The 12,038-nt window shown below is 71.7% G+C and carries 12 protein-coding genes; 1 reads left to right on the forward strand and 11 read right to left on the reverse strand.

The features are described 5' to 3' along the window. The 7 genes from BU198_RS39315 to BU198_RS39345 all read right to left on the reverse strand — a co-directional run. Positions 1-677, reverse strand: a 677-nt coding sequence (locus BU198_RS39315; protein WP_411293289.1) for a hypothetical protein, incomplete at its 3' end; no start/stop codon positions are given. Positions 678-800: 123 nt separating this feature from the next. Further along, entirely contained in the window at positions 801-1,289 is a 489-nt protein-coding gene (locus BU198_RS39320) for a DUF3180 domain-containing protein (protein ID WP_188301520.1), read from the reverse strand. A 170-nt stretch (positions 1,290-1,459) separates the two neighbouring features. Continuing rightward, the gene (folK, locus tag BU198_RS39325) at positions 1,460-2,059 is read right to left on the reverse strand and encodes a 2-amino-4-hydroxy-6-hydroxymethyldihydropteridine diphosphokinase (protein WP_188301521.1); all 600 of its coding nucleotides are present in this window, start codon (positions 2,057-2,059) and stop codon (positions 1,460-1,462) included. Positions 2,060-2,102: 43 nt separating this feature from the next. Further along, positions 2,103-2,462, reverse strand: a complete 360-nt coding sequence (gene folB / locus BU198_RS39330; RefSeq protein ID WP_188301528.1) for a dihydroneopterin aldolase — start codon at positions 2,460-2,462, stop codon at positions 2,103-2,105. 246 nt (positions 2,463-2,708) lie between these two features. Next, positions 2,709-3,188 (reverse strand): nuclear transport factor 2 family protein, encoded by a 480-nt coding sequence (locus tag BU198_RS39335; RefSeq protein WP_188301522.1) that lies wholly within the window; start codon positions 3,186-3,188, stop codon positions 2,709-2,711. Between the two features lie 28 nt (positions 3,189-3,216). After that, positions 3,217-4,098, reverse strand: coding sequence for a dihydropteroate synthase (folP, locus tag BU198_RS39340; protein WP_188301523.1), 882 nt, complete (start codon positions 4,096-4,098; stop codon positions 3,217-3,219). 78 nt (positions 4,099-4,176) lie between these two features. Beyond that, complete coding sequence (locus BU198_RS39345; RefSeq protein ID WP_188301524.1) at positions 4,177-6,018, reverse strand: phosphatidylglycerol lysyltransferase domain-containing protein; 1,842 nt, start codon at positions 6,016-6,018, stop codon at positions 4,177-4,179. Positions 6,019-6,396: 378 nt separating this feature from the next. Between BU198_RS39345 and BU198_RS39350 the strand changes: the two genes are divergently transcribed. After that, entirely contained in the window at positions 6,397-7,551 is a 1,155-nt protein-coding gene (locus BU198_RS39350; RefSeq protein ID WP_188301525.1) for an alpha/beta hydrolase, read from the forward strand. Between the two features lie 168 nt (positions 7,552-7,719). On the opposite strand, the gene folE is transcribed toward BU198_RS39350, so the two are convergent. The 4 genes from folE to tilS all read right to left on the reverse strand — a co-directional run. Next, the gene (gene folE / locus BU198_RS39355; protein WP_030309924.1) at positions 7,720-8,325 is read right to left on the reverse strand and encodes a GTP cyclohydrolase I FolE; all 606 of its coding nucleotides are present in this window, start codon (positions 8,323-8,325) and stop codon (positions 7,720-7,722) included. A gap of 106 nt (positions 8,326-8,431) precedes the next feature. After that, a complete protein-coding gene (gene ftsH, locus BU198_RS39360; protein WP_188301526.1) occupies positions 8,432-10,486 on the reverse strand; it encodes an ATP-dependent zinc metalloprotease FtsH in 2,055 nt (684 codons plus the stop codon). A gap of 225 nt (positions 10,487-10,711) precedes the next feature. Continuing rightward, on the reverse strand, positions 10,712-11,266 hold the full coding sequence (hpt, locus tag BU198_RS39365) for a hypoxanthine phosphoribosyltransferase (RefSeq protein WP_049654051.1): 555 nt from the start codon (positions 11,264-11,266) through the stop codon (positions 10,712-10,714). 71 nt (positions 11,267-11,337) lie between these two features. After that, positions 11,338-12,038: tRNA lysidine(34) synthetase TilS (gene tilS / locus BU198_RS39370; RefSeq protein ID WP_188301527.1), on the reverse strand; the 701-nt coding region annotated here is incomplete at its 5' end.

The raw sequence follows: 12,038 nt of genomic DNA on the forward strand, positions 1-12,038 counted from the left end.
ACCGAGGGCGCCACCGGGGCCGGCACGGCCACCGGAGCGGGCACCGGAGCCGCCGGGGCGGCCTGGACGACCGGAGCCCCCGCTGCGGGCGCCCGCAGCGCGACCTCCGCACCCGCCGTACGAGCCCGCTGCTCCTCCTGCTCCGCCGCGCGGCGCTCCAGCAGCCGCAGCACGGCCGCCGCCCGCACGTACGCGGCCGGGCTGGCCGGGTACCTCGGACGGCCCGCGGCGAGCGCCTTCTGGGTCGCCTCGGCCTCCTTGAGCGCCTGCTCGGCCACCGCGACGGCCCGCTCGCGCAGCAGCCGGGCGATCTCGGTCTCGGCCTTCGCCAGCCGCGACTTCTCCGCCGTCAGCCGCCGCCCGAACCTGGTGGCCCGCTCCTCGGCGACCTCCGCCGCGTACTCGGCCTCGGCCAGCTGCTCCTCGAACCGCTCCTCGGCGCGCAGCCGCTGGGCCGAGGCCATCTCGGCGGCCGCCCTGGCCGCCTTGTCCCGCTGGCGCAGCAGCAGCGCGAAGCCGAGCGTCGCGATCACCGTCGCGACACCCACCGAGCGAACCAGGACGGTGTCCTGACTGAAGAGCAGTGCGGCCAGAGCGGCGACCAGCAGTACGCCGGCGGCGGTGGGGGGGAAGACCCGGCCGAGGACGGAGGAATGACGGTGGCGTCCGCGAGACATGTCCAAGAAACTAGCGTGCGAATTGGGGGCGTGTCAGCCCAGGGTCCCCTTCCGCCCTTGACAGGGTGCGGTTTTTACCGCACGTGCCCGGAATCTCACGCAAGATCACGACGGCCGCCCGGCTCAGCGGTGCGATGCCGCCTGGCCGCCCGGGTCGTCGTGGTTCTCCGGCAACTTGCACACGTGCTGGATCCAGAGCGCCGCGGCGATCACCGCCGCCCCCGCCAGCACCGCGAGCCCGGCCGTCACGGCCTGGTCCTGGCGGGCCGACACGTCCAGCTCCCCCAGCAGGTAGATCCCGGCGCCCGCGTAGACGCCGGTGACCACCGCCGAGACCAGCGCGCTGGCCTGTCCCAGCACCACCGCCCTGGCCGCCAGCAGCGGGTCGACCCCCTTCGCGCCCGGCTGCCGCTCGCGCACCGCCTTCAGCCGGGCCCGCAACGACAGCGCGGTCGCCAGCAGGATCACCGCCACCGCCGCCAGCACCACCGGCGCCGCGGCCGGCACGGCGGGCAGCGTGTCCAGGGAGGCCCACAGTTTGGAGCCGGCCCAGGACAGCGCCGTCGTGGCCGCGGTGATGCCGATCAGCAGACGGAGGCGAAGCAGCTTCACTCGGAGGGGGTCCTTCCCTGGTACCGGAGCCGGCCGGCCGCCCGGTGGCCCGGCACGGCGACGCCAGGCCACCGTACCGGGCCCGGCCGGGCGGGCACCCGCGCGAACGACGGACACCTACTCGTACGGCCGGGCCCCCGGCCGAGTTCCCTGACCGACAGCCCCGAGGCCTACTCCGGCAGCGTCAGCCGGATGTCCTCGCGGCGCTTCACGCCCTGCGCGCCCGGGCCGCCCAGCCCGTCCAGCAGCACGTCCACCCGCCCGTGCCCCGGCACCTCGGCCTCCGGCTGGGCGTCCAGCCAGGGGGCGAGCACGAAGGCCCGCTCGTGCGAGCGCGGGTGCGGCAGCAGCAGCTGCGGGTCGTCGCTCAGCACGCCCTCGTAGGCCAGGATGTCGACGTCCAGGGTGCGCGGGCCCCACTGGACCGTCCGCACCCGCCCGAAGGCGTCCTCGATGGCGTTGCCGCGCTCCAGCAGGTCCCGCGGGGGCAGCGAGGTGCGCAGCACCACGACCGCGTTGTAGTAGTTCGGCTGTTCCTCGGGCCCGCCGACGGCCTCGGTCTCGTACACCGCCGAGACGGCCTTGATCCTCAGGCCCGGGGTGTCGGCGAGCGCGTCCACGGCGCCCTGGAGGGTGTCCAGCCGGTTTCCCAGGTTGCTGCCGAGCGCGATCACCGCGCAGTGCTGACTGTGCAGCGTGGTGTCGGCGGAGTCCACCCGGCTCTCCAGGTCGAACGCGTTCGGCGTGGCCGTCGGGTCGCTGGTGCTCATCGGAGAATGTCCTCTACATCGAAATCCGGGGGCGCGGCGGGGGTCATGCGCGGCCCCGGTGGATGGTCACGGTCACGTCGTCGAACGGCACGGTGATCGGGGCGTCCGGCTTGTGCACCGTGACCTCGACCTCCTCGACCGCTTCGTGCTTGAGGCACTGGTCGGCGATGCGCTGGGCCAGGGTCTCGATCAGGTCGACCGGTTCCCCGGCGATGATCGCGGTGGCCTCCTCGGCCACCAGACCGTAGTGCGCCGTGCGGGTGAGGTCGTCTCCGGCCGCCGCGGGGCGGGTGTCCAGGTACAGCACGAGATCGACCACGAAGGTCTGTCCCTCGACGCGCTCGCGCTCGAAGACGCCGTGGTGGCCCCGGGCACGCAGCCCCCGCAGGGTGACGCGGTCCAGCAAACGAATCACTGCTCCCAGTCGGACGGACCCCGCCCGGAGAAAGGCATGGACGGGCAGGGTGAAGGCGGGCAGCACGCCCGCCACTCCGTTTCGAATCTACCCGCGAGCACGGACAACGCCTGACCGTCCTACCCGGCACGAACCGACGCCACGCGCACCGGTATGGCGATTGACGTGAACGTTCGGTGACCGGTCGGAAATTCCGGATGACTTCCCGGCGCGGCATTTCCCCGGTCGCCGGAATCAGCTCTCCTCGTCGTCGTCCCCGCTGGTCAGAACGGGTGAACCGTGATGCGACCAGAGCTTCCACCCGGCCGGGGTACGACGGAACAGATTCGTCGACACGACCTTTCCGCCGACCAGCGGCCCGAGTTCCCCCTCCTCCTCCGACTCACCGCCGGACAGGATGTTCTCGGTGCACGTGACAAGGGCCACATCACCGTGCACCTCGGCCTCGACATCGGTCAGGAAGAACTGGATGTACTCCGTGTTCATCATGATCAGCATGTACGAGCGGGTCACCTGGGCCCGGCCGCGCAGCACCGGCCAGCCCGGGTGCACGCACACCACGCCGCCCTTGTCGTCGGCGTCCGCGGCGCCCAGCCAGGCTTTCTCGACCGCTTCCAGGTCCCCCCGTTCCAGCGCCTCGTAGAGCCCCCGGTTCGCCGCGAGCACGGCCTCCAGGTCCGTCTCGCGGGCCCGCCCGGCCGTACCGCCGCTCAACCTGCCGTCACCTGTCACAGACCCTCCCTCACCCCAACCGCGCCGCGTGCTGCCAGGCCGCGACCACCCGGACGGCGTCCGCCGTACCGGACACGTCGTGCACCCGTACCGCCCAGGCTCCGGCCCTGGCCGACAGCACCGACACCGCGGCCGTCGCGTCGTCGCGCTCCCGGGCCGGGCGCAGTTCCCCGGTTGCCGGGTCGGCGAGCAGCGTACCCAGGAACCGCTTGCGCGAAGCCGCCACGAGCACGGGACGGCCGAGCGCGGTGAGCGCGTCCAGCCGGCCGAGCAGTGCCCAGTTGTGCTCGGAGGTCTTGGCGAAGCCGAGCCCGGGGTCGAGGATCAGCTGGTCCTCCTTGACGCCAGCCGCCAGCAGCGCGTCCACCCGGCCGGTCAGCTCGGCCACCACGTCCCGCACCACGTCGCCGTAGACGGCCATCCGCTCCATGTCGGCGGACTGCCCGCGCCAGTGCATCACCACGAAGGGCGCGCCGGTCTCGGCGACCACCCTGGCCATCGCCGGGTCGGCGAGCCCGCCGGAGACGTCGTTGACGATCGCGGCACCGGCCTCGACCGCCTGCTCGGCGACCGAGGCGCGCATGGTGTCCACGGAGACCATCACCCCGGCGTCGGTGAGTTCGCGCACCACCGGCAGCACCCGGCGCAGCTCCTCCTCCTCGGGCACCCGCTGCGAGCCCGGGCGGGTCGACTCGCCGCCGACGTCCACCAGGTCCGCGCCGCGGGCCCGTAGCGCGAGGCCGTGCGCGATCGCCTTGGCGGGGTCGTGCCACATCCCGCCGTCCGAGAAGGAGTCGGGCGTGACGTTGACCACACCCATCACGGCGCAGCGCTCCAGCCGCGGCAGTCCGACGGGGAGGGAGAAGGACGGCGAATCGTTCATGCTCCCCATTATCGAACGGCGGGCCGCCATCGAACGGGGCCCCCACCGAGGATGCTCGGCGGGGGCCCCGGACGGCGGCGAAGGGCCTCAGGCGGCCTCGGTGACCTCGCGGGTCGACGGGACGGGCATCAGCCCCTCACGCTGGCGCCTGCGGCCGAAGCGCGGCATGCCGAGCGTGATGAAGGCCTCCGCCTGCATCGCCGCGAAGCCGATCCGCGGCAGGTCCCTGGTGCTCGGGAAGACCAGGAAGCGCGGCTCCCACTCGGGCTGGAACTTGGCGTTGAACTTGTACAGCGACTCGATCTGGAACCAGCGCGACAGGAACACCAGCAGCCCCCGCCAGGCGCGCAGCACCGGGCCGGCGCCGATCCGCTCGCCGCGGGCCAGCGCCGAGCGGAACATCGCGAAGTTGAGCGACACCCGGCGCACGCCCATCGCGGGCACCGCCTGGAGCGCGGCGACGATCAGCAGCTCGTTCAGGCCCGGGTCGGCGGCGCGGTCGCGGCGCATCAGCTCCAGCGAGATGCCGTCCGGCCCCCAGGGCACGAAGTGCAGCACGGCCTTCAGGTCGTCGCCCTCCTCGCCCTCCTCCGGGTCCTTGTGGGCGGTGACCACCACGCAGTCGTCGTCCAGCGGGTCGCCGAACCGGCCGAGGGCCATCGAGAAGCCGCGCTCGGTGTCGGTGCCGCGCCAGCGGGCGGCGGCGTCGGCGATCCGGTACTTCTCCTCCACGGTGAGGTCGCCGACCCGGCGCACCTTGCAGGAGTAGCCGTTGCGCTCGATCCGCTTGACCATCTGGCGCACGTTGCGCATCGCCCGGCCGGAGAGCGAGAAGGCGGCGGTGTCGACGATCGCCTCGTCGCCCAGCTCCAGCGCGTCCAGGCCCGCCTCGCGGGTCCAGACCTCGCCGCCGACCTCGCTGCACCCCATCACGGCGGGCACCCAGGCGTGCTCGCGGGCCTCGGCCATGAACACCTTGATCGCGCCCGGCCAGGCCTCGACGTCGCCGACCGGGTCACCGGAGGCGAGCATCACCCCGGAGACCACCCGGTAGGAGATCGCGGCCTTGCCGGTGGGCGAGAACAGCACGCTCTTGTCGCGGCGCAGCGCGAAGTAGCCGAGCGAGTCGCGCTCCCCGTGCCGGGCCAGCAGCCCGCGCACCTTCTCCTCGTCCTCCGCGGTCAGCTCGGGCTTCGGCCTGCCGGGGCGCAGCGCCAGGTAGGCGGTGGTGAAGGCGGTCAGCAGGCCGAGCCCGCCGAGCAGGTAGGCGACCAGGTCGGACATCCGCTCGTTGTTGTAGCGGACCGGCCCCTCGAAGCCGAACAGCCCGTACCCGACGTGCTGCAAGCGCTCGGTCAGGCCGGGGTGGCCGATCTCGTACTTGGTCCTGGTGCTCACGATCAGCAGGCCGAGCAGCACGCTGAGGAGACCCATGACGACCAGGTTGACGACCGCCCGCCAGCGGGTGCGCGGGTCGGCCTTGGCGTAGAACTCGCGCTGGTGGACCAGCATCACGACGAGGACCACGAGCGAGACGACCGCGGGGCCGATCTGGTGCCAGCGCACGAGGTGCAGCCCCACGCTGACCGGCAGCAGCACGCAGACCGCCCGCCAGGCCCGCCGCTTGCGCCGGCGCAGCGCGTGCGCCAGCGGCACCAGCAGGATGCCGACCATCAGCGTGCCGACCGCCGCCAGGCTGGTGGTGCCGCCCGGGAGCTGCCCCGCGAAGTTGTGCATCGTGGTGTGCCGGAGCTTGGGGAACACCGCGCCGGCGATGTCCACGAGCCCGATCAGCAGACAGACGTACCCGACCGCTCCCGGCAGCCAGGCCCTCGGTACGGCGGACGCCTGGGTACGCAGCGTCTGCAGGCCGCGGCGACGGCGCGGCGGCTGCTCGGGGCTCGGCTCAACGGACACGGGAACGCTCATGGAAGCTCAGCGTAGAGGCTGCGGTGCGGTGTCCCGTCACTCCGGGGGAGGACGCGTGATGGACCTTCATGCCTATTCCTTCATCAGGCAATGCGCATACCAAGGACCCGGAAACGGTCGGTAAACCGGGGCCGTGGTCGCGCTGCGGGTTGAGCCGGCGGTGGGAGCCGGGGGCCCGCCGCAGCGTGGCGCGGCAGGGTCCTCCGGGACGCGTTACGTACGGTGGACGCCGCATTCTAGGGCGCCGGTTGCCTGCGATTTCCGCCGCCCCACCGGCCCGCCCCGGGCGTCCGGACAGCCTAGCCGCGGTGGCCCGGCCTGACGGATCGCCAGACGATGAAGCCTGCACCGACAGTGTCCCACCGGAAGGCCGACGGTATGGAACTGACCAGCGACGCGCTGGTGAACTCGCTGCTCGTACTCGGCGCTGCAGCCCTAGCCACCACCCTGTGGATCTGGCCCCGGCTGGCACCGCAGCGCCCACTACCGGTGCTCGGCCGGATCGGGCTCATGACGCTGGTTCAACTCTCGGTGCTGGCGGTGCTCGCGCTGTCGGTGAACAACTCCTTCGGGTTCTACACCTCCTGGGCCGACCTGCTCGGCCCCGGCGGCGCCAAGCTCGCGCTGGCCGGCAACGAGAACCACAAGGGCGGCACCCCGGTCTCCGACGAGCTGGTCCAGCCGACCGCAGAGGGCGGCCTGGAGACCATCACCAACCTGCCGAAGGGCCCGCCCGAGGAGGTCGGCAGGATCGAGTCGGTCCGGGTCGGCGGCAAGGAGACGGGCTTCTCCGACCAGATGTTCGTCTACCTGCCGCCCGCCTACTTCGACCCGAAGCTCGCCCTGGCCCGCTTCCCGGTCCTGCTGGCCATCGCCGGCTACCCGGGCACCACCCTGAACCTGCTCCACGAGCTCCCCTTCGCCCAGACCGCGATCGAGATGCAGCGCACGGGCAGGATGCAGCCGACCGTCCTGGTGATGGCGCGACCGGCGGTCGTCCCGTCCCGGGACACCGAGTGCGTGGACGTCCCCGGCGGGCCGCGCACCGAGACCTGGTTCGTCAAGGACGTCCCCGAGGCCATCCGCGGCACCTACCGGGTCGGCCGCACGGCCGGCTCCTGGGCCACCATGGGCTACTCCACCGGCGGCAGCTGCGCGCTGCGGCTGGCGATGCGCTTCCCGAACGTCTACGGCAGCGCGGCGAGCCTGCACGGCGACTTCACCGTGCGCCAGGACAACTACACCGGCGGCGACCTCTTCAACGGCGACAAGGCGCTCACCCAGCAGCACGACCTCGGCTGGCGGCTCCAGAACCTGCCGGTCCCCGCGCTCAACCTGCTGGTGGTCTCCACCCGCACGGAGGGCGACTACCCGCAGACCGTCCAGTTCGTCGACCAGGCCTCCAAGGCCGCGGCGGCCAACCCCCGGTTCAAGGTCGACTCGCTCTACCTGGACGACGGCGGGCACAACTTCGACAGCTGGACCAGGGAGCTGCCGGCCTCACTCGAATGGCTGGGTTCGCACCTCGGATAGGGACAGCTGGGTGATCACCCGCCGGCCGGCCAGGACGGCCGGCGGCCCCAGGGGGCCGGGTGGTCACCCGGCGGGTGCCCGGGGCGCCGCGACGCCCCGGGCACCCCGGCCCCGCCGCACGCGGAGCGCGAGGTGCCCCCGCCGCCTCTTCGGCGGCCGGGCGCCTCCTCAGCGGCCGATGATCAGGCTCATCGCCTCGGCCCGGGTGGCCGGGTCGCGCAGCTGGCCGCGCACGCAGGAGGTGATGGTCTTGGCGCCGGGCTTGCGGATGCCGCGCATCGACATGCACATGTGCTCGCACTCGACCACGACGATCGCGCCGCGCGGCTCCAGGATCCGCATCAGCGCGTCGGCCACCTGGCTGGTCAGCCGCTCCTGCACCTGCGGCCGGCGGGCGTAGACGTCGACCAGCCGGGCGAGCTTGGACAGCCCGGTGATCTTGCCGCTGGTGGACGGGATGTACCCGACGTGCGCCACGCCGCGGAACGGCACCAGGTGGTGCTCGCAGACCGAGGTCAGCTCGATGTCCTTGACCAGCACCATCTCGTCGTGGCCGAGGTCGAAGGTGGTGGTGAGGACGTCCTCGGGCTCCTGCCACAGGCCCGCGAATATCTCCTTGTAGGCCCGCGCGACCCGGGCCGGGGTCTCCAGCAGACCCTCGCGGTCCGGGTCCTCCCCGACGGCGAGCAGCAGCTCGCGGATGGCGTTCTCGGCCCGCTTCTGGTCGAAGGTACCGACGGCGGGCGGACCGTCGAGCGTCACCGGATCGATCATGCGGGCCTCGCTTATGTATCGGAAGACTGTGGCTGAACAGCACGGATGCCGCGCCTCCAGGGTACAAACCCTGGTGACGCGGCATCCATTCCCTCTGCTGCGGGGGTCAGCCCTCGGCCGGCGGCTCGGTCGCCGGCAGCGGCGGGAGCTTCACGACGTCCACCTGGGGGACGTCACCGGCGGCGGCGCCGTTGGTGAGCGCCAGCTCCTTCGGGGACTGCACCGGCGGCCTGGTGGACGGCGTGCGACGGGAGGAACCCGTCCAGGCCGGCCGGGCCGGGCGCTTGACGATCGGCGCGAAGACCTCGGCGATCTGCTCCTTGTTCAGGGTCTCCTTCTCCAGGAGCTCCAGGACCAGGTTGTCGAGCACGTCGCGGTTCTCGACCAGGATCTCCCAGGCCTCGTTGTGCGCGTTCTCGATGAGCTTCTTGACCTCTTCGTCGACCAGCCCGGCGACCTCTTCCGAGTAGTCGCGCTGGTGGCCCATCTCACGGCCCAGGAACGGCTCCGCGTTGTCCGAGCCGAACTTGATCGCGCCGAGGCGCTCGGTCATGCCGTACTGGGTGACCATGGCCCGCGCCGTGGCGGTGGCCTTCTCGATGTCGTTCGAGGCGCCGGTGGTCGGGTCGTGGAAGACCAGTTCCTCCGCAGCGCGGCCGCCCAGCATGTAGGCCAGCTGGTCGAGCATCTCGTTGCGGGTGGTGGAGTACTTGTCCTCCTCCGGCAGCACCATGGTGTAGCCGAGGGCCCGGCCGCGGGACAGGATGGTGATCTTGTGCACCGGGTCGCTGTTGGGGCACGCCGCCGCCACCAGGGCGTGGCCGCCCTCGTGGTACGCGGTGATCTTCTTCTCCTTCTCGGACATGATCCGGGTCCGCTTCTGCGGACCGGCCACGACGCGGTCGATCGCCTCGTCCAGGATGAAGTTGTCGATCAGCTTCTTGTCCGAACGGGCGGTCAGCAGCGCCGCCTCGTTGAGGACGTTCGACAGGTCGGCACCGGTGAAGCCGGGGGTGCGCTTGGCGACGGCCGAGAGGTCGACGTCGGGCGCGATCGGCTTGCCCTTCTGGTGCACCTTGAGGATGTCCAGCCGGCCCTGGAGGTCGGGGCGCTCCACCGCGATCTGGCGGTCGAAGCGGCCCGGGCGCAGCAGCGCCGGGTCCAGGATGTCGGGGCGGTTGGTCGCGGCGATCAGGATCACGCCGCCCTTGACGTCGAAGCCGTCCATCTCGACCAGCAGCTGGTTGAGGGTCTGCTCGCGCTCGTCGTGGCCGCCGCCGAGGCCCGCGCCGCGGTGCCGGCCGACGGCGTCGATCTCGTCGACGAAGACGATCGCCGGGGCGTTCGCCTTGGCCTGCTCGAAGAGGTCGCGGACGCGGCTGGCGCCGACACCGACGAACATCTCGACGAAGTCCGAGCCGGAGATCGAGTAGAACGGCACCCCGGCCTCGCCCGCGACGGCGCGCGCCAGCAGGGTCTTGCCGGTACCGGGCGGACCGTAGAGCAGCACGCCCTTGGGGATCTTGGCGCCGACGGCCTGGAACTTGGCCGGCTCCTGGAGGAACTCCTTGATCTCGTGGAGCTCCTCGACCGCCTCGTCCGCGCCCGCGACGTCGGAGAAGGTGGTCTTCGGGGTGTCCTTGGTGAGCAGCTTGGCCTTGGACTTGCCGAACTGCATGACCCGGGAGCCGCCGCCCTGCATCTGGTTCATCAGGAACAGGAAGACCAGGACGATGATCACGATCGGGAGCATCGACAGCAGCAGGCTGACGAAGGTGCTCTGCTTCTCCGGGCTGATCGTGTAGCCCTCGGCGAGCGTGCCCTGGTCCTTGTCGTTGACCTGGGCCTGGAGCTTGTCGGCGATGGCGACGCCCTGGTCGCCGATGTACGAGGCCTGGAACTTGGTGCCGGACGGGGTCTTGCCCGTACCGGCGGTGGGCAGCGTGGCGCCGTCCTTCAGCTGGATCTTGATCGTGTTCGAGTCACCGGTGGTGATCTGCGCCGACTTGACGTTGTGCGCATCGATCGCCGCGACGACCTGACCGGTGTCCACCGTCTTGTAGCCGTTCGAATCCGAAACGACCTGCATCAATACGATGACGGCGAGGACGGCCAGCACGATCCACATGATCGGCGCACGGAAGTATCGCTTGACGTCCATCCATGCGGGGCGTTGCCGCCCCGTCCCTCCTGCCACTCAACGGCGCCGGGGGGCTGTTGGGCCGCGGCGCGTCCGGTTGGTGCTCATGTGAAGAGCGGTTTATTGGACCGTACCGCAGTCGGACCCACCGGTGGCGGGAGCACTGCGACACGACTTTGGTTCCTTGCCCCCGGACCAACGGGCGGGAACGGCCTACTGTTCCCGCCCGTCGCCCGAACGGGGCCCTCAGCCGCCGTAGACGTGCGGGGCGAGGGTGCCGATGAAGGGCAGGTTGCGCAGCTTCTCCGCGTAGTCCAGACCGTAGCCGACCACGAACTCGTTGGGGATGTCGAAGCCGACGTACTTCACGTCGATCTCGACCTTGGCCGCGTCCGGCTTGCGCAGCAGGGCGCAGACCTCCAGCGAGGCCGGGCCGCGCGAGCCCAGGTTGCCCAGCAGCCAGGACAGCGTCAGACCGGAGTCGATGATGTCCTCGACGATCAGGACGTCACGGCCGGCGATGTCGGTGTCCAGGTCCTTCAGGATCCGCACCACACCCGAGGACTTGGTGCCCATACCGTACGAGGAGACGGCCATCCAGTCCATGGTGACCTGCGAGTGCAGGGTCCTGGCGAGGTCGGCCATGACCATGACGGCCCCCTTGAGGACGCCGACGATCAGCAGGTCCTTGCCTGCGTAGTCCCGGTCGATACGCTCGGCCAGCTCCAGGAGCTTGGCGTCGATCTCGTCCTTGCTGATGAGCACCTTCGCGAGGTCAGCGCCCATGTCGTTCTGGTCCACCGGGGATACGTCCTCAAACGTTCGGGGTCTTTGTGGCCGGCGGCCGGCTCCCCCGGGGCATGCCTCGCCCGTCAGTCGCCCTGCCGCCGAAAGACCAGCGTGCCACACCTGCGGGTCGCCTCGACGCCCCCGGGTAGGTGCAGCGGGCCCTGGCCGCGCCATCCGGTGACCAGCAGGTCGATCGTCTCCAGGTGCCGGGCGAAGAGGTCACCGGCCGGGCAGCCCGCGCGCAGCGCGGCCCGGCGCAGCACCCGGCGGCGCACCGCGGACGGCAGCTCGGCCAGCTTCACGGCGTCCAGGGCGCCGTCGCCCGTACGGAGGTCGCGTTCGGCCAGGGAGGCCCACTGGTCGAGGGCGTCGGCGTCGTCGCGGAACAGCCGGGCGGTACGAGCCAGCGCCTCGACCACTCCGCCGCCCAGGTGCTTCTCCAGGACCGGCAGCACCTCGTGGCGGACCCGGGAGCGGGTGTAGGCGGGATCACAGTTGTGCGGGTCGTCCCAGACCGGGATCGACTGGGCGGTGCAGGCCTGCCGGGTGGCCGCCCGGTCCAGCTCCAGCAGCGGACGGCGGTAGCGGCCCTTCTGGGCCGGCATCCCGGCCAGCGAGCGGGCGCCGGAGCCGCGGGCCAGGCCGAGCAGCACGGTCTCGGCCTGGTCGTCCCTGGTGTGGCCGAGCAGCACCGCGATCGCGCCGTGGCGGTCGGCGGCCCCGTCCAGGGCGGCGTAGCGGGCGTCCCTGGCGGCGGCCTCGGGGCCGCCGGCCCGGCCGACCC

This window comes from Streptomyces sp. CBMA156, assembly GCF_014596515.1.
Classification (GTDB): Bacteria; Actinomycetota; Actinomycetes; order Streptomycetales; family Streptomycetaceae; genus Kitasatospora.